Raw genomic sequence first — 22,278 nt, 5'->3', positions numbered from 1 at the left:
TTTATTTGCCTAAGGTTATTTTTTCACTTTCTACTGTGCTGCCATCCTTTTTCTCAAGCGTCAGCCAGCATTGTACGGCATACACCTTTTCCAGCGGCACGGTCAGCTCAAAAGGATAGGTGTTATCTTCCAGCTGGCGCACATTTCCCGCCGCATCTGTATAATGCAGGCGTATGCGCCGCCATTTGTTATCGTCGTCTTCCAGGTAAATGAACAGCCTCCTGCCATATGTGCCCAGCCTGAAAAGCAGGGCCCTGGCGTTACCGGTTTTTATCTCCGCGAAATCTTTCCCGCTGTCTCCTGTGGCGGACAGGATCTTCTGCTGGAACTGAACGGAAGGCACAGCTTCTTCTATCGCTATGGCCGCTATGCCATTGGCGGGAACGGTAATGGTAAAGGAACTGTCCCGCAGGCTGCCGGCCTCATTGCCTGTAAGGGAGCGGAGTTGGCTTTTGGCGGAAAGTTTTACCAGGGAAGGATTGATGGTTATTTTGCTGGTAACGGGCTGCGGGCTTTGATTGGTAAAAGCGAGGAATAAACGGTTCCCTTTCCGCGCCGCGATATAATTCAGTTCTACATTTTCGCTCCGCAGCAGGCGCGAAGGCATCCATAACTGCACATCCTTTTCCGTGTAAAAGCTGCCTGCGTGACTGCCGTACATTTTATTTTGCAGGTAAGCATACCCTTCCATAAACTCCGCGGGAAAATTGACCTTGCCTTTACTGCGCACGAATACGTCCGTCACCAGGTAATCGATGAGCATGCTGGCCATCGGCAGGATATGATTGTAGTGGAAAGAATTTACGCTTTGCGCCTTATGTTCATGTAATGGGAAATCTTCTTTTTCATATGCGGTGGTTCTTTCCGTGTTGATATGATAGCCGGGGAAACTCCTGTACCGGCCTATTACGGCTGCTTTCGCAACATTGATCAGGAATGTGTCTTTCGCATAATAACCGATGCGCAGCATCCAGGGGGCATAATTCGCCATAAAGATGGCACGGTGGCCGGTGGCTGTGCCGGACGATTCAGGAGTAAGGCCGGTTTCAGAAAGACGCCAGGCAGGCGCTTTCTCTTCGGGATAATACATCTGTGCATGGCCTTTCGAACGCAGGTACCAGTACATGGGCGCTTTACCGCCCTGATTTACGGTAACCATGCTGTCAGGAACGGCGGGGCTCATCCAGGTGAACATGGTATAGTTCCTCGCGCCCTGCACCGCGGCATGGAGGTAAGCGGTATCGCCGGTGAGCTCGTATAGTTCGGAAAGATCGATCCAGCGGTCTGTAAACGCGGGCCAGAAAAAGAACCCGCCGGAAAAAGGATCGGAGAAATCTGTTTGCGGCTGGCGTACCCTTTGCTGCAGGTACTGTTCCGCTTTATGGATAGCCGCGTCCAGGTACTGTTTGTCGCCGGTGGCTTTGTAGAGGCGCATGGCATTGGTCCAGCTGCCGCCGTGTTCTTTAACGTCCAGGTTGCGCACGCGGCCCGCATTATATTCCTGTTTCATCAGGGCCAGGTAAAAAGGGTTTTCTTTTCCGAATACGGCATACAGCGCGCCCAGCTCGGAAAGCGGTGCTACCGGGCCGTTGAGCCTGCGGGAAGGGTTTTGTATCTTCTGAAGGCTATCCAGGCTGAAAAGGAATTTTTCCCTGGACAGCATATATTCCATCAGCGGATAGGCGCGTTTCTCGAACATCTCCGCATCGTCCCGCACAAGCGCCAGCTCCAGCGGATTGAGGCTGGATACATTTTTGACCGCGCCCGGTACATCTGTGGAATAGGCAAAACCTTTCAGGCTGTCTATAAACCAGGCATAATGTGTCATGGCATAGGCGGTCATATTGTCCAGCACTGTGTTGAGCGATGCGATATCGTTATGCCGGTAATCGCGGAAACCGAATATGTGTTCTGCTATTGCCTGATAGGTATGAGTAATGTCGGAGGGTGCTGTCACCAGCTGCATGGAAAAAGAGAAGGTGTCCCCGCTTTTCATCAGCGAGCCGTAGCCGCCCGGAATGGGCGCGTAAAGTTGTGGTTGCAGCTGCCTGTGTTCGTTCAGCAATGCAATGCCAAACCGGCTGTTGGGCAGGGTTGGCAGCGGTTGAAAGGGAAGATGTTCAGGAGACGCAAGCACACCTAGTGTATTTCGGCCGTCGTATACCATCGTTGTGGGTAGCGGAGCCATAAATGCGGGCGTGAGAAATGCCGCGTCAGGCACACGTTTTTCCTGCCAGATCATAGGCTGCCATAAGGCGGCTGCCTTGTCCGGGGAAAGGGCGGGAGCGCCGGTATATCCAATACTGTAATAGCCGGGTTTAACCGGCCTGAAAGTGAAATGCAGCACAGGGTATCCGGAATGGCCCGCTATGGCATATGCGCTGAAATTATAATCGTCCGCGGGAGGAAATAAAAAAAATGTAGTGTCCCCTTTTTTGCGGATGCCGGTTGCCCGCAGTACTGTTTTTTCTCCTGCATGAAAGATGCTTACGGTGCGTTGTTCTCTTTTGCCGCGGAGGATGCTGTCGTCAAAACCGTCCCCGGCTACGGCGGCGCTTATTTTTTGCTGAACGAGGTCTGCCTTGCTGCTGTCCGCCACCTTCCAGCTGAGCACATTATAACTTACTTTTTTGATGCCCGCCGGCTTCAGCGCCATAGCAGGATCGGTGGCATTGTACAATATCGTGAATACAGGCGCGAATGTATACCGGCTGCCTGCTGATGTGAGTGTGATCCCTTCTTTTCCGGACGATACACGTACCTGTGCCTGCAGGCCCAAAGCCATCAGCAGGAGGCATATGGTCATCCATCTGTATCTGTTTTTCATAACTGTTCTTTGATGCCGGAAGGCAAATTTATTATCGGGTACACTGATCTGTTAGTCTTCTACACGCTAAATAAACTGGGAACATTCCCATTTTACGGGAACATTCCCATTGATATCATGGGTTTCCGTTTAAAACAGGCGTGCCTTTTATCAATATCTTTCCCAGGTACAATACAGTCCTGGCGTATTTCTCCGGGTGCCTGCCGATGTCATCCGCCTGCCCGGGGCCCAATATCGCGGCTTTATCCGCTTTTTGGGAAGACAGCCGGACAGTAACGGTGTATTCTCCAGGCTCCAGGGTGAATAACTGGTGCTGCCCGCGATAGCGGTTGTTGCAATAGCTATTGAAGCGGTTCACCGGGATGCTGTCCCCTGGTTCTAGTTGATATACCTGTGTGCCGGGTTCAGGCGGGGAAACGGTTTGCATATCTTTCCCGTTCACCTGTATGATGATCTGCCCCGCTTCCGGGCCGCCTACGTCGAATATGCCGAATGCACTGCCTTTGAAACGGAAGGTGAATGAGGCGCCGGGTGTATCTGCTTTTTGGATGGCGGGGAACCATGCGGAGAATTGCGGTATACTGGCAGATTGCCAGCCGCCGCTGAAGGTGGCAATCTGCCCGGGGGCGTACATGCCGGCGTCCTGCCAGTTATCCGGGAAGAGCGGGGCGGGCAATGTATTTGATGATGTCGTTTTTTGCATCGGCTTCATCTTTTCCAATCCCCGCGCAATGGCCGCTGCGTAAAGATTTCCTCCCTCCCGGAGCGGGTGGATGCCGTCATTTGAAAAAAGTATGCGGGTGCTGTCTGCACCGTTGCCTTTCCATATCAGTTTCCCTTCTTTTTCCAGTAAGGAGGCTTCCAGGCCCATGTGTACGGAAGGAAGCCCGTAGTGATCCGCGATCTTTTCCAGGCCTTTGATATTCTCCGGTATATTTCCCGAGGCGTATAGCTGGGTTTGATTGCCTGTAATGGTGTAAATAAGACAAATGTCGGCTTCGGGGCCTTGTTGCCTGATCTGCCGCACAATGCCTTCCATGCCTTTGGCATATGCCCCGTTTACGGCAAATTCCACGAACACGAGATCAGGATGGTGCCGGAGCAATTGTTCCTGTATACGGCAGGCGCCCAGATCCGTGCCGGTGCCGGAAACCCCGGCATTCAGCCCTTTGATGTCCGCGCCGGGATACATGGCCTGGAGGTAACGCAGTGCCTGTGGACGGTAGCCCGCATTGCCCTGTGTAATACTGCCGCCAATAAAGCCGATCACCAATGGTTTGCCTGCTGCCGCTTTTTTAAAGAAATGCGGCAGGCCGTTCCGGGCTATGCATTCCCTGCTGTCAGAAAAATTGCCGGTACTCACCGGCGGTACACCTGCGCCTGCCTGAAAGAAGAGGGGAGAAGCCCCGGCCTGGGAGGCGGCAATAAGGTCCTGGCTGCTTTGCGCGGCCACATGGCCGGATACCAGCAGCAGCAACAATCCTGCTATGATCCTTTTTTGTTTCATAATACAACGGTCTTTTCAACTGTACGCCCATCTTTTGTTTTTACCCGTACTTTCAGGTGCGCCTCTTCCCCGGTTTGCAGCGGGTGGAAGGACCATTCAAAAGGATAAGCGGATATGGTTTCTTCCTTATGGTTCAGGGTGATAGTCACACTGCCGCCTTCCGCCGATTCCAGGTAGCCGTAAATCGAATCCCAGCCAAAAGGAGAGCGGATGCGGAATGTATAACACCTGCCGATGCCAGGCCCCATATCGGTGACCTGCATGCCTTCTTTTAAAGCAGGGGATTTTGTTTTAGCGGACTGGCGGGACAGGGGGAAAGACAAAGCCGCAAATCCTTTACCGGCCAGTTGCACGTTCACCGCCCGGTCTTCCACCGGCAAGGCAACCTGTTTTGCATCTGCGGTATACAACGAGGCAGTCCGTCCGGTTACCGGCGTTTCTTCTCCAAGCTCCACCCGGCAATTAACTGCGTCGGCCGCTTCGCTGGTCAATATGACCCAGAACCTGTTACCGGAAATGCCGGTGATGTAGTTCACTTCGGGGTTGCTGAGGTGTACCAGTCCTTTTTTAAGCCAGAGGTTCACCGCCTCATCGTCAAACACTTTGCCTGCGCCCGCGCCAAACATCCGGTTGGTGAACCATACAAACCCGTCCTGTTTTACGTAGGGGAAGCGCACCTTCCCGCCGGAACGCTGCATGGCTTCCGTTACGAGGTAATCCATCGTAAAAGCAAGATGCGGCGGGATATGATGATAGTAGATGGAACTTACATCCGGTCCTTTGTAAGGGAAGCCCGGCTGCATGGGAATGTCCGTATAACCCGTGGCGTAATAACCGGGATAGTTGGAGAACCTGCCGATCACCGCATTACGGGCGTATATTTCAAATATTTTCCTGTTTCCTTTTTCATACAGCCGTAACAGGTGTGGCGCCCAGCTGTTCATGAACACATGCCGTACTTCCTTGCCATGGGGGAAAAAAGTAACAGGTTGTTCAAAGCCAAGGCCAACGGGGGATACGAGCCATGCCGGTACTTTCTTTTCCGGCGCATCTCCCGGTTTACGGGGGAAGCCCAGCCGGTATTTTTCCCCGCCTTTCCACCACAGGGTGGTATTGCCTTCAAAAGTGTTTCCGGGATGGATGGTTTGCAGGGTGTCTTCTACCAGAGGATAACTTCTCACGCCCGCCAGCGTATGAAAAGCGGCGGCATAAGCGGCATCCAGGAACGTTTGATCGCCGGTGGCGTCGTAGAGGTCCGGGAGATCCCACCAGTACGCATAAAAGGAAGCGTTGTAGAAAGGCACTTTACCCAGCGGTACATCTTTATGTCCATATATTTCTTTACCGATAAATTCCCGGGCATGTGCTACCGCCGAATCGAGCCGGCGTTTTTGCCCGGTAAGCCGGTAAGCGGCCAGCTCCTGCGTCCAGGCGGGAACGGACACGGCATAACCATCCGCCCTGCGGATGCGGTCATCGGGCAGCGCGATCTTTTTCAGCCAGGGATTTTTTTCTCCCAGCAGTTTGTTCAGCCCTTCATAATAAGCAGTGGAGAATTGTGAATTGTACGGGCTGAACGCAGCCGCTGTTTTACTCATTCCTTTCTGCGCCCATCGGAAACCGCTGCGCGAAAGCGTGTATTCGATAGTGGGCAGGGCGCGGCGTATGTAGAAGTCTTCGTCACGGGCCAGGATAGCCGCTGAAACAACGGCCAGCGGCGCAGCCTGCACTACTGTGGGTGCGACTTTCGGATCTACTTCGATATCATAAAAACCTTTCAGGGAGGTAGCCCAGCCTGATGCGGTATCGTTACGGATGAGGTCTGTGATGTTAAAAACCGTCTCGGTAAGGGAGGTTTGCTGGCGGCGGTAATCCTTTACGGTATAAACGCTGTCTGAAATATACTCCAGCGCATCGTTCCAGCCAGATGGCAACGCGCCGATCGCGAAGGAGCGCCGTATCACCTCACCCGCTTTAAGTTTTGAATTGTCCAGCCCGGGAACGGGCGAAAATGCCACCGGCTGTATTTCATTTTTTTCATTCCGGATGCCAAATCCCATAGGGGAGGTATTGGATATACCCCAGTCAACCGGGAAACTTTCTTTTGTACCGCTGATAAAAACCGTGAGCCCTTTTTCTTTCAGCTCTATCATCGCCAGCGGCTGCGGCATAAGGGCGGAAGGAAGTAATACCGGTTGCTGTGGAAGCCGCTGGTATTGGTACATGGGAGGCAGCTGGATGCTGGTTACTTCTTTTTCCATAACTCCCTGCAAGGCTCCCACAGCCATACTGTAAAAGGCTGCCTGTGGTGCTTTGTATTCCAGCGTAAGCTGTAAATGACGCTGCCCGGGCTGCAGGGACCAGCTGCCGTTGATCGTTTGCCCATCCGCCGACTGGTAGGTTACCAGCATTTGGCCCGAACCAGCTTTTTCGGCTTTAACCGGCGTAAATGCTGTGAGTCTACCGGAAAGAAAAGGGTTACCCAGGTTCTCGGGCAGCATGACAGTATATGTTTTGCCTTTACAGTTGAAGCTGCTGTAACCAAGCGAGCCGTTCCAACCGGGAATAAAGCCGCCGAAGGTGATCTGCGGGTCGTCCGCGCTCAGCAACAGGATGCGGTTCTCTTCAGTAGCGGCATCCAGGTATTGCCATTGTCCTTTTTGCCGGATAGCGGTACGGGTCATCAGACCGCCTGCCTGCAATATTTCCAGTTTAATGTTTTCATTTTCCAGTACCGCCACAACATCGGCGTTTGCCTTCATTTTCCGGGCGCCGGCGCCGGGTAATGGCGTAGGGGTTAATTGTATTGGAACCTGCGTGGTTTTGTACGGTTGGAGATTGGCTTTATCAGGTGTAATATTTTCAGCGCTGAGGAACAATGCATCCACTCTCGGGTAATTGCCGCGGGTATCCCGCAACTGTATTACATTTTCGCCGGTATCCATCCGCACCGTGCCTGCTTTTTCCCATTGCCAGGACGCCTGGCCATGCCTGCCGGATTCCTGCGCCATGGGCTCGTTGTTCACCAGTACCCTGAAAAGCCTCGTACCCGGCCTGTTGTCTGGGTAATCCAGCGTTTTGGCCCAGATGGTGTATTCACCCGCCTCTTTCACCCGGATCACCGTCAGCGCATCCGCCGCTTTTACGCCGCCGGAGATCACACGCAGGATATGCCTGCCTGAAACACCGCCTCCAACAGGTTTTTCAATGATCCATCCTCCACGGATGCTGAAGTCTTCCGCTTCCATAAAATAAGAACGCTGCGCCTTTGTCGTGGTGAAACCTACAGTCAGCATCCATGCCAGTAACATCTTTTTTATCATGCTCAGCGGAAGTTTATAGTGATCACACGGATGCCGTAGGGCGGTATGGTTACCGGTATATCCGCATCCGCCTTTTCGGGCGTTACGGGTACTTTTGTATAATCTGCATGCAGGGTAGTGCGCATGGGAGCATCGTCGTTGTTCAGCAGGATAAAGAATAATTTCTTTTCCTTCTTATTGATGGCGCAGTAATAATCAAGATAAGGATTATCGCATTGAAGCAGCCCTTCCCGCAGCAGCAGCGAGGCCTGTGTACCATTTACCTCACCGGGAGCAAAGCCGTAGGCCTGGTGCGGGCCGACTTTCGGCGTGATAAATCCTCTCGGGAATTTAACTTTCCCTTCAGAGCGAAGTTCCGCTTCCGCGAGCAGGTAATCCGTGATCCACCCGATCTGCCACCAGGCATGATGAGGATAGGGGCCCGCGCCTTTGTTCATATTCGTCCAGTAGTAGGAGGCTACTCCTGTAGCGGAATCCACGAATGCATCTCGCCCGAGTGCGGCCGCCCTCGCCATATTCAGGAAAAGAGAATCTTTTGTGAGGGCGAACATCCTTACGAACATACCCGCATGGCTGGCCAGCACGATCGGCCCTGAAGGGTTCGCGCTGCCGATGGTGCCGCCATGTTCGAATCCGAGCCCCACCTGGCTGATCTCCCAGTCTTTCCGTTGCACGCCGTTCACGGTTTTGACAACCGTTGAAGGAACAGGGTGGGTGTAAACGGAGGTAGTATAGATACGGGCCGTTTTGATGGCTGCGTCTTTATATTTTTTATCGCCGGTGATGTCGTAAAGGTCCATCAGGGCTTCCGCACTTTGACCGGTGGCAAAGTCCGGCACAAAACGCGCGTCTCCACATACGCCCAGGAAACGGGCTTCGTCCACCGCATTTTTAATGTACCAGTCGGCTCCTTTTTTGGCGGCATCCAGGTACTTTTGTTGTTTCAGTATCCGGTAGGCGATCACCAGGCCGTAGAACGTCGGGCGGAAGTCTTCTACTTCGGTAAAAAGCGGCTGTTTTGAAATGTGATCATACGCTACTTTCCAGCTGCCGTCTTTTCCCATCCAGGCCAGCAGGCGATCTGCCGCGGATGTGAGTGTTTTTTTCATCACGGCGTCCTCGGGGTTGAAAAGCAGGATATTCCCCGCGTCCATCATCATGTAATAGGTGAGGCCGACGGGCTCCACGTATGGTCCCCATTCTTCCGTGAACCGTTTACTTTTATAAAGAAAGTATTGCCCTGCGGCGGAGCCGTTGAAAAATCCGGGGCTGGTATTTTGCTGTTGCAGTTTAAAATTGCGGGCGTATGGCAGCCTGCTGTTCTGCAACACGGAATCGTTCATGATATTGGCCAGCATCCACATCGCGCCGTAATCGGAGTTTTTCATGGCGTCTTTTTCGGAGAGGTATACCCCGCCCAGGTAAGCCTGTGCGCCTATCTTCATGCCGTTCATGTCTTCAATGCGCCACATGGAAGTGGAATCGTCCGTTAAGTAGCGGTGCATGTCCAGTATGCGGTTGGTGAGCGACCGTTTTGTTTCTTTCAGCGCCAGGAAATCAGGGAAACGGTAAATATCGTTTGCAGCGTGCTGGTACACGGTGTACCAGTCCGCCGGCTGTATGCTGTACCGGAAGGAAAGTTCCACAGTCTCTCCTTTTTTCATGAAGGACCGGTCTTCTCCCAAAACGGGATGGTAAATGGTAGGCGAAAGCTCCGCTTTCCTGTTCATCAGCGAAAGGCCGAGCTTCCAGGTGGAATGTGTTTTTTTGTCTGTTTCCCAGGGATCGCGCGCCGTTCCCGGGTCCGGGATCACCGCGAGTGTAACCTGAGCCCGGTTGCTGATGAACGGGGATAAAGTGGTAGCCGTTCTTTCTCTTACCACCAGCGGTTTGGCCGGGATGCCCTGCATATACATGCCTGCTTTTATAAAATCTTTTTCGAGGTAACGGCCCTGGTAATAACCGGGTATGCCGCCCCAGGCAAGTTCATTTTCACGGAAGGTAACGAGGGTGGGAGAGGCCAGGGAAAAATACCCTTCCGTTTTTGCCCTCAATGTCATCCGCACCTGTACATCCGCCGGATAAGCAGGATCAATGCGCCAGGTGGATATGATATCAGCCTGTGCCGTTTCCGCTTTGAACACAATTGAATCGCCGTTTGCGGTCGCGGAAGAGGGGCGGAAATAAAATGCTTCGCCGGCCGTATTCAGCGATACGCCGTTCACCACTTCTTTCCATGCGGATTGTATATAACGGTATTTTTCCTCCGGGAAATCTTTTATCTCTTTCCCGTTCCCGTCATATACAGGCACCGGTGTTTTATCCGGCTTCACGGCCGAATACAGTAAGGTATATTCCCCGCCGGGCCGCGGCAGCGTATGCCATGTTCCGCCTTTTTTTACCGCCAGCGACTTAAGCGCATAACCACCTGTAGTTTGCGCCCATTGCAGGCGCAGATGCCCGTTTTGCAGGGCCACAGGCTGCTGACCGGCGGCGGTAAGGCCGGGCAGGCAGCATAACAATATCATCGTGTATCTACGGATCATCAGTTAATTTTTAACAGGGTGCACTGTGTGGTGCGGTTTTTTTAAAGAGGCCCGTAACGGGATAAGGGCCAGCAGCATCACGACCGTGGCAATAGTACCGACCAGCGCCGCGCTGCCCGCCGCGAAAAAACACAGGATATACAGCAGCAGGGCAATGAACGCCAGGGAAAAGGAGATCACTTTCAGCCCGAAGATATTTTGCTGCGCTATCGCTGCCGCTTCCTCCGGGTCGGGCGCCTGCATGGAAATTTTCCGTGCTGCTTTTACCACCTGCAGGTGCGCATATTCTTCACTTGTTTTTCCCGCCATGCGCGCATATATTTCATATGCAAGCAACATCAGGAACGGCAGCCCTACACCGATGAGCATTTCGTCCGCCCTGCTCAGGCGGGTATCGGAGGTAAAGGGAAGGATCACTTTGAAGAGGAGATTCACGGAGAGGCTCACGACGGTAATGAACAACGTCGCTTTCCCGTTCAGCCTTTTGGAGAACAGCGCCCAGATAGGCGGAGCCAGCAAAGGCCCGCCGGTAATAGCGCCGATGCTCAGTGTAAATTCCACGATGCCGCCTATATACGGAACGATCAGCGCGATACCGATCATTCCCAGCCCGAAGAACCAGGAGGAAAGCCTGGCCACCAGCATGAGCTTTTTATCGGAAGCGCCGGGATTGATATTTCCTTTGTAAATGTCATTGGTGAATACGGCGGACACGACGTTCAGCGCCGTGTTCGCGGAAGCGGAGGTGGAGAAATACATACCGGTGAGAATAAGGCCCATCAGCCCTGCGGGCAATACATGCCTGCACACCATCAGGTAAGCATTTTCTGTGTCCAGCCCTATCAGCGAAGGATTGATCAGTTTATACAACATAGGCGGCAGCATCCACAGCACGGGGCTGATAATATAAAGCCCCGCGAACAGGAACGCTACTTTGGAAGCGGATTTGGGCGTGTCCACGCTGGTGTACCGCTGTACAAAGGTCCAGTTGCCACCGATGTAAAAAATATGATACAACGCAAAAGCAAAAATGAACCCCCAGGTGTACTCGCCATTCACCACGCTGAAAAAACCTTCGGGTGAAAAATGCAGGAACCGGTCCACGCCACCCGCCGCGTCAAAGGCGAGGGGAATGATCAGGAGCACCGCCGCGGTGAGTATCACAAATTGCAGGATGTCCGTGACCATTACCGCCCACAGGCCGCCTACGGCCGTATAAGCGATCATGAACAAACCCAGCACCACCGTGCTCGGCATCAGGGGAAAACCCAGCGAAGAACTGACCAGCCGCGCCACGGAATATAACACAGAGCCTTTTATGAGCAGGGATACGATCATAAAAATATAGATGTACGACCGCTGTACCGTGAGGCCCAGCCGCTCGCGGATGAACTCCGCGGCGGTAAGATTACCCGTGGCCTTCCATTTGGGGGCCAGATACAATCCCGTTACCAGCCCGCCGATGCACATTGTCCATTGTATGGTGACGGCCACCCATCCATATTTGTAAGCAATAGATCCCCAGGCCACGAAGGTGCCCGCGGAAAAGAAACTCATAAAAAGTGAAAGCCCTCCGATGAACCAGGGTACCGCTTCCCCGGCGGCAAAGAAGGATTTGAGGTTCCTTCCCGTTCTGGAAAAGGAAAACCCTACCAGCATTATAAAGATGGAAAATATCACTATCACGGAGGTGTCTATCGCTGTGTTCATATCTGTGCTATGGTGTAACGGTTAAATTGATCTCGCGGGTCAGGTACTTTTCGCCATTGTAACGCACGGCTGAACCTTCAAAGGTGACTTTATAGTTTCCGGGTTTTGTATACACGTAAGCATATTCGCGTATCGAGGTGCTCACGTTTTTCAGCACCACACCCACATCGCGCTTGATGTACCAGGGGTTAAAACCTTTGGTGATCACCCAGTCTTCGTTGTCAGCTTCGGTGCTGCCCGCCTGGGTTACCAGTAATTGTGCGGTGGTGATGCTCCATCCAAATCCCGGGTTTTTGAAATCCACCTTCATCCATCCGCCTGTGGCCATGACCGCCAGTGGGCTGACAACGCCATCGCCGGATACATTATTGGCGGTGAAGGTGCGCACCACCCATTGGTTCTGGCCTTGTGGTTTTTTATAATCGGTATAACGGAATGCTACATAAATAAGCGCCGAATCTGCTTCGGGACGCGTAAATTCTTTCAGGCTGAGCACGCCGGAAGGCGTCTGATCCACGCCGGTAGAAAAAGTGGCGCGGTCGCTCAGGTCCGTCCAGGTGGCGGATTTTACGGAATTGGTGTCCGCAATGCCGCTGAAGTCGTTGGACACCAGCACCTGGAGATTTTTACGGATCACCCCGTAACGTACCCACGTTTTGAAATCTATTTGCAGGTCGTTCGCGGCAGATGACCTGTTGCGGAATTCATAATTATGACCTGGCTCGCCGGAATAAAATACAAGATTGTCCGGGCTGCCGGTGAAGGTGAACCGTACGGAATCCCCGACCTTATAACTCAGGGATTCAGCCTGTACCTGGAAATCCGGCACAGGTACTTTTTCTTTGGCACAGGCCAGCAGCAAAACGGCTGACGCCATGGTATATATTACTTTGCGCATAAATTACCAGTTCGGATTTTGTGTTACAAGATGGTTGACGGTCAGCTCCGTGGAAGGGATAGGGAAAAGCACATTCCGGGGTGTCGTGTTTTTAGCGGCGTTGGCGGAATATTTGAAATTTGTGGGCGCTTCGGCGGTGGCCTCTATGGCCAGCGACTGCATTTTGGAAATGAACAGTCCCCAGCGTATCAGGTCATGTTTGCGCATGCCTTCAAATGCAAACTCCCTGCCGCGTTCATCCTGTAATGAATCCCTGAAGGAAGCCTGATCAAGTCCTTCGGCCAGATCTGCCACAGCATCGGGTGTATTCACCGGTTTGCCGTACCCTCTTCTTCTCACCATATTGATGGCTTCGTATGCGGCGGCATTGGGGCCGTTCACTTCATTTTCCGCTTCGGCTTTCATCAGCAGCACATCGGCATAACGCATCACGGGGAAGTTGGTAGGACTGTAACCCCTGCTTTTAGGCGTGAGCTGCTCATATTCCCTGCGCCATTTGCCGCAGGTGCGTTCATAGATCTGCGTAGCGGTATAAAAACTTTTGCTGGTCACGCCGTTGGTGGTCACATATTTGTATGGTGCAATAGCCCAGTCCCTCCGCAGATCACCGGCTCCGTAAAGCTTAAAAAGACGGCCGGTGGGTTTCAGCGGCCCGTTGCTGTAACCGATCGCATCATCAGGGCATTCTATGCCGTTTTCGAGGCCTACACGGCCTGCCAGCTGTACGCTGCCCAACTGGTTGCCGGTCATGCCTATTTCCCACAGACATTCCTGGATATCGTATTTTTCCTCGCAATGATTGATGAATATCCTCGCATAATCAGGGTTCAGCGAATGACGGCCGGAAGTGATCACCTTGTCTGCATAAGTAAGCGCATCCTGGTAACGGGCAACGTCTTTCAGCGGCTCGCCCGCCATGGTGAGGTACACCTTTGCTAATATTGCCTGCACTACCGTTTTGGTGATCTTTTCGTTGTAATTGTATTTGCTGATGTCCCCCACCAGTGTTTCCGCCTGCAGCATATCTTTTAATATCTGCGCATATACCTCTGCCACGGATGAACGGGGGAGGTAAGGCTCCGTAGGCGATTTGGTGGAAGAAAGTTTCAGGGGTACTCCGCCGAAATTGTCCACCAGCAGGAAATAATAATAAGCCCGTAGGAAGAGGGTTTCGCCATGGATCTCGTTCTTTCTCGTTTCATCCATATCCGGTTTGTCAATATTCTCCAGCAGCTGGTTCGCCCTGTCTATACCGGAATAGAGCACTTCCCAGAACTTGTTGATATCGAGGTGGCCTGCGTCAAAATCCATCACCCGCTGGTCATTGATGCTGATGCCCTTGTAATAAAATTCATCGCTGATCACCAGGTAGCTGTACAGCCCGCGTGAATACATGCGGCCGTACTGGTCTATCAGCCGGTTATACACCCCGGCCACCGCGCGTTCCATATCGGCGCCGGTATTATAGAAATTGTCAGGTGTTACAAAATCCTCCGGATCTGTCTCCAGGTAATTGCAGGCGCTGAAAGTGCCGGAGGTAAGTAAAAGAACTATTAGAATGCGTTTGATCCCTTTTTTAATACTCGGTTTTATCCGCTCAAAATGTCTTTTTAAAGGCCGGATGGAACCTCGCTGTTTATTTTCCAGTGTATTAGATGCTGAAATACTCGGTTTCATTTTGCACGTATTTAAAATTAAAAAGTAAGGTCCAGTCCGAGAGTGATCGTTCTGGCTTTCGGATAGGCGGACCAGTCGAAGCCGGGCGTAAGCGCCGAAGGCCTTGTAGACACTTCTGGATCAAGCCCTTTGTAATTCGTCCAGGTCAGCAGGTTCTGCGCCGATGCATACACACGGAGCGTTTGGATATGCGCTCTTTTTAAGATTGGCGCCGGTACGGTGTAGCCGAGCGCAACGGTTTTCAGGCGCAGGTAACTGCCGTCTTCTATCACACGGGAAGAGTATACCAGCGGGCCCTGACCGCCTACGCGGTACAGTTCATTACTCGGATTGTCCGGCGTCCAGCGTTTTTCGTAGGATTTGAACATGTTCAGGTAACTCCTCGCCTCGCCGTTTTCGAACACGATACGGTTCACATTCAGCAGGTCATTGCCATAGCTCCACTGGAAAAATACGTTCAGGTCAAAATTGGCATAGGTGAAATTATTGGAGAAACCGCCGGTGTGAATGGGATTGGGATTACCGATGATGGTAAGATCCGTATTGTCCACCAGCCCGTCCTGGTTGATATCCTTGTATTTAACGTCTCCGGGTTTGATGTTCGCGCGCGGCGAGCCGTTGTTCGGTATATGATCCTTCAGTACATAGGCGCCGGTGGGCATCTTGTTGAAATCGCTGAACTGGTAAATACCGTCGAACAGGTGGCCGTAGAGCATAGCGATCGGGTTGCCGGGAATGGCAATATACGGATATGCGTTGTTGAAATTACCCCAGGTAATGCGGGAGGCGTAACTGGGCTCTCCTTCGTTCAACTGCAATACTTTGTTGCGGTTAAAGGAGATATTAAAATTGCTGCTCCAGTTGAATTTTTTTGTTTGTACGTTGACCGTATTAAGCGTAAGCTCGAAACCTTCGTTGGACACACGGCCTACATTGCGGTACCCGCTGAGGTAACCGGTGGAAGGCGCCAGTGTGGCAAACAGCAGCAGGTCTTTCGTATTTTTTTTGTAATAGTCGGCGGTAAGCATGATCCGGTTTTTGAAGAAGCCGAGATCGATCCCTATGTCCGTCTGCGCGGTGGTTTCCCATTTCAGCTCATCGTTGCCCAGGTTGCTGGAAATGATGCCCGGTGTCACATTGTTGCCAAACACATAACCGGAATGCGGGAATTGCTGAAGGGAGGATAGGTAAGCAAAGTCACCCACCCGGTTGTTTCCCGTGAGCCCGTATCCCGCGCGTATTTTCGCGTCGGACAGCCAGGAGATATCTTTCATGAAAGATTCTTCCACCAGCCGCCATGCCACTGCACCGGATGGGAAATAAGCCCATCTGTGGGCGTCCGCGAATTTGGATGATCCGTCCGTACGGAATGAAACGGTGAAAAGGTACCTGGAATCATAACTATAGTTCACACGTCCCAGGAATGACATCAGTTTGTTCGTGGATTTCACGGTAGGGGCGGTGTTGATGATACCCTCGTCCAGCCCGCTCATGCCCAGCGATTCGTTCGGCACCTGGCTGGCGGTAAAGCCGTAGCGGTATAGGGATAATTCCTGCAAAGTAGCGCCTCCCACTACATTGAGGCTGTGTTTTTTATTGAATGTGCGGGCGTAGGTAAGCGTGTTTTCATTCAGCAGGTTGGTCGTTTCTATATTATCCACCGAACCGTTCACGCCCAGCACGCTGCTCCTTGAATTGCCGAGGCGGGTATTGGAATTGTTGAAGATCTCCTGCCGTATGGCTATTTTGGTAAGGCCGCCGGTCACGCGCAGGGTAAGATATTTTATTGGTTTGTATTCCACGTATGCATTGGCGATAAGCGTATTGCCAAAACGCGGGTTGTATTCGTTTTTGTTGGAGATCACAGGGTTGATGCGGTTTTCGTTCCCCGGGTCTACCGCGGGATCGAAAGGCTCGTCGATGATCACCTCGTCCAGGGCGGGATCTCCTGTAACCGGGCGGTAGCCCCATATGCTGTACATCAGGCTGGAAGTATTGCCGGCCGTCGTGGCATTGGCGTAAGTGCCGTACGTTTTGGTGAATGTATAGTTGAGGTTGACGCCCGCTTTTAACTTATCCGTAACGGTCTGGTCCAGCGCCAGCCTGCCCTGGTAACGGTTGAACCCGCTGTTGATAATGATCCCGTCCTGCGAAAGCATTGAACCGGACAAGGAATATTTTGTTTTGTCCGTGCCGCCGCGCAGCGCCAGGTTATGGCTTTGCATAAAGGCTTTGCGGATCGTCAGGTCCTGCCAGTTGATGCCTTTCACATTCCGGTAGTCTTCCAGCGTTTTGCCGTCTTTCAGGTATACAGGCGTGTACAGTGCAGGATTTACCTCCAGCTGGTACTTCACGAACTCGTAAGGCTCCATCATTTCCTGCTGCCTGGGAATCTTCTGCGTGCCCATCCACGTCTGGTAAGATACAACAGGCAATCCCAGCTTTCCTTTTTTGGTAGTGATGATGATCACGCCGTTTGCACCGCGGGCGCCGTAAATGGCTGTGGCGGAAGCGTCTTTCAGCACTTCAAAGGATTCGATCTCCACGGGATTGATCACGTTATTGTCCGGGGATTCCACCGGGAATCCGTCTATCACGTACAGCGGGGAGTTGTCCTGGGTAACGGAGTTGTTGCCCCTGATCACGATCTGCATAGCCGCGCCGGGCTGACCGTCCACCGCGCTCACCTGCACGCCGGCCACCCTGCCCGCCAGCGCCTGGTCAAAGCTCGGTACCGGCGCTTTTTGCATGTCTCCCACTTTCACTTCTCCCACCGATCCGGTAACATCTTTCCGTTTCACCGTACCGTACCCGATCACCACTACATCATTCAGCCCCTTCACCGAAGGTTCGAGGCTGGTATTGTACACGGTGGCCGTGGCGCCTGGTTTCACTTCTTTGGTATGGAAGCCCACAAAGGAAAATAAAAGCACGGCATCCGCCGTGGCCGGGATGCGGATGGAATACAGGCCGGATTCATTGGTCATGGCCTGCGTCTTGCCGCCTTTGAGCAGCACGGTAACGCCGGGGAGAGGCTCGCCCGTCATGTCTGTGATCTTTCCCGTAATTGTCCTGGTGGGGCCGGCTGTAGTGGCCGGCGTCTGTGCAAAGCCCGTCCCGCAGGCGGCTATCCACAGCAATAATGTAATAAAGATCCTGACATTCATATAACCAGCTTGTTTTTAGAATGAACTAAACATCTTGTGAAGAGGAGGGGGAATGGATGCAACGTGGTATAAACAGGCGCCGGTATGCCCGTGGTAAGCAACAGTTTTTTCATACGTGTGGATTTAAGTGACAACCAAAGATTGTAACTAACAACAATTCCCCGTACAAAAAAATGATGCAAGTTAAATTGGGAACATTCCCAATTTGCGGGAATGTTCCCATATTTGGAAATAATTCGTTCCTTAGCGGTATGAAACCGGGCATAAGCGTTTTCTTGAACAGGAAATGTTTGCGAGGTTGCATCTGACCTTTAACATCAATTATTAACGGATGAAACGGCACCAGGTAACCATCATTGATATTGCAAAAGAGCTGAACCTATCCAAATCCACGGTATCCAGGGCGCTCACAGGCCACAAAAGCGTGAAGCCGGACACCCGGCAGGCAGTGCTGGAACTGGCGGAAAAGCTGGATTACCAGCGGAACATGCTGGCCATTAGCCTTATCACCAAAAAAACGAATACCATCGGCATTATCGTGCCGGAGTTTCACAGCTCATATTTTCCCAAAGCGATCATCGGCGCGCAGGAAGTGGCCAGCAAAGCAGGGTATTCCACGGTGATCTGCCAGTCGGACGAAACCTACGAAACCGAAGTGGCGAACACCCGTGTAATGTTGGCAAACCAGGTGGATGGCATTCTCGTGTCTATCACCAAAGAAACAAAGAATTTCGACCACCTGAAGATATTCCAGCGGAAGGGTATTCCCATCGTTTTTTTTAACCGTGTATGCGATGAGATGGACGTGCCGAAAGTGATCGTGGACGATTACGACGGATCTTTCCGGGCGGTCAGCCACCTGATAGAACGAGGCCGGAAAAGGATCGCGCACCTGGCGGGGCCGTATTCGCTCAAGATCAGCGAAAAAAGACTGAACGGTTATAAAGCCGCGCTCCGGAAACATAACGTAGCGTTTGACGAAGACCTGGTGATCTCCTACGACCTGAATATCGATAAGGTGAAGATATATGTGAACCACCTGCTGAACATGGAGAATCCCCCGGATGCCATTTTCGCGGTCAACGATCCGACTGCTATTGAAACGATACAGGTGATCAAAAAACGGGGGCTGAGGGTGCCGGAGGATATTGCGGTGGTGGGTTTCAGCAACGATTTTGTGTCCGGCCTGATAGATCCCGCGCTTACCACCGTGGCGCAACCCGTGAAAGAGATCGGCCAGGCTGCCGCGCAGTTGCTGATAGACCAGATCAACCGGGAAGTGGGGGATTGGAAAGCGATCATCAGGGTACTGAAAACGGAACTGATCATCAGGAAATCCAGTTAAACCTGCATTTTAAAAACGCCCTCCCGGGAAACCAATACAGTAAAGGGTTTCGGAGTGACTAATGTTTTTTAAACCCGGATCAAGTCCGCCTCATCTCCGCCTCAACTCCGTCAATCCTTTATCTATCCTATATCTTTCCTAAAGCTACCCTACATGGATACTTTAGGTTAACTTAATATCAGCGTCTATGTAAGGCGGCCTGTGGTAGTGACTGTGGAGATATAGTAAAAGTGTAAATGTGTTCAAAATGTGCATGTTTCTAAACAAAAATGCCCACCTGCTGGCGGGCATTTTCTGATATCGTTACATCTTCACCACTTTCCTCAATTCTTTTCCTTTCGGCCCGCTCAGTTGCAACATATACACCCCCGGCGGCACCTGTTGCAAATTGATCTCAAATTGCTGCTTCCCTTCCAGTTTTTCCACTTTCAGTACACGCCCGGAAACATCGTGCAGTTCTGCTTTATCGTATACCTGGTCCGTTTGTACCCTTACAAATGTACCGGCGGGCACCGGGAATATCTTCGTGCCGGATGCCGGTGATTCCTGCATTACAGGCTGCAATTTGGAGAATAACAAAGAACCGGCGGTATATACCAGCGAAGGCCGCAGGCTGGCTGTGCCGGTCTCTTTTGAGCTGAAAGACGCGTCCGTGGTGCTGCCGGTGGCATTGGACACTACTTTCACAGACAGTATCCCGTCTGCCGATTGCTGCGCCAGCGCAACACCGGTCACATCCCATTCTACATAATTCCCCGCGGCCATGCCCGTTGCGGTATCAATATTGGACGTCACGATGGGCATGTTATTCCAGTTGATGCCGGTTTCCGTCCAGCTGTCGTTGCTTACGTACTGGGCAATCCAGGGCACGGCAGCGATACCGGTGTTCGCATAGTTCACATACAGGCGCATTTTCACCTGGTCCGCGCCGGAAGGCAGCCCCGATACATCGAACTTAAAAAAGGTCTCGCGCGCATATCCCGCCGCATCTTTTTTGATTACAAGTGAAGTGGCGGTGCCGTAATTGGTCGTGGCATAAGTACCGTTCCGGACAAATGCGTCCGCAATGGCGGGGATGGCTGTGGGCGGCTCATACACCGGTGTGGAAAGGTTGACCGTATACGCCACCGATGAGCCCGCCAGGTTGCCCGAAGGCAGGTTGGCGGTGAGATGCCTGGTCTGCGGGATGTTCGGCAGGTCAAGGTATACATTCACCGGGCTGGAAGATTGCGCGGGGTCCGCGACAGACACGGTTACATTCGTGCTTCCCACATTTTTCAGCATAACGGCGCAGGCCCTGTCCACGGTTATGGTAACGGAATCTTTGGTGAACGTGCCGGCTTTGTAAAATACGATCTGCCGGATGTTCAGCCCCATATGACGCACCGCCTGCACGTCCGCTGTATTGGATTGAATACGCACCTGCGTGGTGTCGTAGGTGGCCATATTCTGCCCCGGCAATATGTAATAGGCATAGCTGCCGTTGGTTGGCGCCGTACCGTGGTCGATCCAGAGTTTAAATACGTTCATCGTCTGTGTGGCCGTGGTGCCGCCTGTGTTTATGCTCTGCCAGGTACCGGACTGCGCCTGGTTGCTCAGCTGTATGTTCCCGCCGGACGGGAAATAATAACCGATGCCGTTGTGCGATACCCATTTCAGCGTATTGTTATAATTGAAGGAGCCCGTGCCGGCAGTGCTTTGCGCACCGTTGGCAAATACCGTCACCGTGCCGTTTTGCAGGCATTGGTTCACCGTGGTATTGATGGCCTGTGCGGCGGTGGACTTCACGTCCGCGCCTAAACAAACGATTTCATTATCGAAAAAGAACCAGGATTTGCGGGCCTGTGTATTGTAGTCGTTAAACGCGAGCGCCGTTGCACCGTACAGCGAGTCGGACACGCCGCCGGAAAAGGCGGCCGTGCCGAAATTAACGCCCCAGGCTGTACGAAGCGGGAAGCTGGTGATAAAAGGCACGGTGGTGCCGGGTATCCGGCTCCAGTCCCATACAGGGAAGATATTGTGATATTCCATGCCGCTCACCGTGATGTTGGTTGCGCCTTCGGAGAGATAATAACCCTTCAGGTTCTCGCCGTTGCCATTCTCGGATTTCGTAGTGCGGGGCGATACATTTCGCAGGCCGAAGAAATACCCCGGGCGGTGATGTACGGTATAGTCCGAATGCCAGAAATGTGTATGCAGCGGCGTTACCATGTAAGAGGGCGGCTGGCTGCCGTTGTTCCGGGCGATCTGCGCATCGTATTCCGCCAGGTTCGCGGGGTCCAGCGCTTTTAATTTGGTGAGGGTCGCGGTGCTTCCCTGCGCCAAGTTATTGTTCCGGCTGATGCTGCGGCCGTTTACGCTGAAGTCGATGTACCGGGCGCGCATGACCTTCAGATAGGCGTTGCGTACGAAATCGCTGAAAAGCGCCAGTTTGGTGCCGGACAAAGCCCAGGCGGTGCCGTTCAGGTAAGTGGCGGCCTTCACTTCACCGTCTACGAACACGGAGCCGTAGCCATAGAGGTACAATTGCGGGCCATGCTGCTGGTAACTCAGGTCCGGCTGTATGCCTTCCCCGGTGGTGAGCACGATGGGCTGAAATGCCTCGGTGACGCCGGTGTTCATGAGGGTGGCGTTTGCGGTAAGACAGGCCCGGTAAATAAAATGAAGCGCGATATCCAGTTTGTTCGCGCCGGTCTGCGCGGCGGGGTTGCCCCGGTTCATCTGCGCCAGCAGGTTGTCCCGTAGGGTGGTGGGCAGGGAGAGCGGTGCGGTGTACAGTACGATCAGTATCTCGCCCAGCCGCTGCGGGTTGGATATCTGGTTGTGATACCAGTTCCAGCTTTGGGGATCGGCCGTGTCCCAGTATTGCAGCGCGCGCGTGATGGCGTCAAAAAGGGTGGCGCTGTGATAGTGGGTGCTGCTGGTGTAGGAATATGCCAGCACAAAACTCTTCACCCGGTTGATGTGGGTATCCGCCGTGTAGGTGGTGGAGCTGTAGGCATAACTGATGTCCGGCCAGGAGCCGTTTGTTTGAAGGGTGGCCAGCGTACTGGTCACATTGTTGTCAAGGGTGGTGATGTTCCCGGCCGCGGCCAGTTGTTCCGCGCGGATGCGGTCCATCACCAGGGTGTAATCCGTTTGGGCCACGGAGGCAAGATAACAGGTACAGAAAAATGTAATGAGCAGCAGTGAGCGTTTCATAGACGTTTGATTTTGGTGGAATTACGTGGAAAATGATAATTGTCTCCCGCACAAAACAAATCTAACGAACGCCCTGA

Annotated in this window: 10 protein-coding genes; 1 reads left to right on the top strand and 9 read right to left on the bottom strand. The window is 52.7% G+C overall.

Annotated elements, in window-relative coordinates; genetic code table 11:
* Position 1: 1 nt before the first annotated feature.
* The 8 genes from EG028_RS01245 to EG028_RS01210 all read right to left on the bottom strand — a co-directional run bounded on the left by EG028_RS01245 (position 2) and on the right by EG028_RS01210 (position 17,655).
* A complete protein-coding gene (locus EG028_RS01245; protein ID WP_206614329.1) occupies positions 2-2,827 on the bottom strand; it encodes a hypothetical protein in 2,826 nt (941 codons plus the stop codon).
* A gap of 115 nt (positions 2,828-2,942) precedes the next feature.
* Positions 2,943-4,334 carry an SGNH/GDSL hydrolase family protein gene (locus EG028_RS01240; protein WP_120514223.1) on the bottom strand — a complete coding sequence of 464 codons (1,392 nt, stop codon included), beginning with the start codon at positions 4,332-4,334 and terminating at the stop codon, positions 2,943-2,945.
* Positions 4,331-7,657: a hypothetical protein gene (locus EG028_RS01235; protein WP_120514222.1), complete on the bottom strand. Its 3,327-nt coding sequence runs from the start codon at positions 7,655-7,657 to the stop codon at positions 4,331-4,333. The genes EG028_RS01240 and EG028_RS01235 overlap by 4 nt, the downstream gene beginning before the upstream one ends.
* 2 nt (positions 7,658-7,659) lie before the next feature.
* Complete coding sequence (locus EG028_RS01230) at positions 7,660-10,203, bottom strand: glycoside hydrolase family protein (RefSeq protein WP_120514221.1); 2,544 nt, start codon at positions 10,201-10,203, stop codon at positions 7,660-7,662.
* A gap of 3 nt (positions 10,204-10,206) precedes the next feature.
* Positions 10,207-11,913 carry a sodium:solute symporter family protein gene (locus tag EG028_RS01225; RefSeq protein ID WP_120514220.1) on the bottom strand — a complete coding sequence of 569 codons (1,707 nt, stop codon included), beginning with the start codon at positions 11,911-11,913 and terminating at the stop codon, positions 10,207-10,209.
* A 7-nt stretch (positions 11,914-11,920) separates the two neighbouring features.
* On the bottom strand, positions 11,921-12,811 hold the full coding sequence (locus tag EG028_RS01220; protein ID WP_120514219.1) for a DUF5017 domain-containing protein: 891 nt from the start codon (positions 12,809-12,811) through the stop codon (positions 11,921-11,923).
* A gap of 3 nt (positions 12,812-12,814) precedes the next feature.
* Positions 12,815-14,488, bottom strand: a complete 1,674-nt coding sequence (locus tag EG028_RS01215; RefSeq protein ID WP_120514218.1) for a RagB/SusD family nutrient uptake outer membrane protein — start codon at positions 14,486-14,488, stop codon at positions 12,815-12,817.
* A 17-nt stretch (positions 14,489-14,505) separates the two neighbouring features.
* Positions 14,506-17,655 carry a SusC/RagA family TonB-linked outer membrane protein gene (locus tag EG028_RS01210; RefSeq protein ID WP_120514217.1) on the bottom strand — a complete coding sequence of 1,050 codons (3,150 nt, stop codon included), beginning with the start codon at positions 17,653-17,655 and terminating at the stop codon, positions 14,506-14,508.
* 331 nt (positions 17,656-17,986) lie between these two features.
* Here EG028_RS01210 and EG028_RS01205 point away from each other — a divergent pair, with 331 nt between their 5' ends.
* Positions 17,987-19,000 (top strand): LacI family DNA-binding transcriptional regulator, encoded by a 1,014-nt coding sequence (locus tag EG028_RS01205; protein ID WP_120514216.1) that lies wholly within the window; start codon positions 17,987-17,989, stop codon positions 18,998-19,000.
* 303 nt (positions 19,001-19,303) lie between these two features.
* Here EG028_RS01205 and EG028_RS01200 read toward each other — a convergent pair whose 3' ends face one another.
* A complete protein-coding gene (locus tag EG028_RS01200; protein ID WP_120514215.1) occupies positions 19,304-22,201 on the bottom strand; it encodes a polysaccharide lyase family 8 super-sandwich domain-containing protein in 2,898 nt (965 codons plus the stop codon).
* Between the last annotated feature and the right edge of the window lie 77 nt (positions 22,202-22,278).

Source organism: Chitinophaga barathri (assembly GCF_003807585.1).
Classification (GTDB): Bacteria; Bacteroidota; Bacteroidia; order Chitinophagales; family Chitinophagaceae; genus Chitinophaga; species Chitinophaga barathri.
This window is presented reverse-complemented; position numbering and strand designations above follow the sequence as displayed.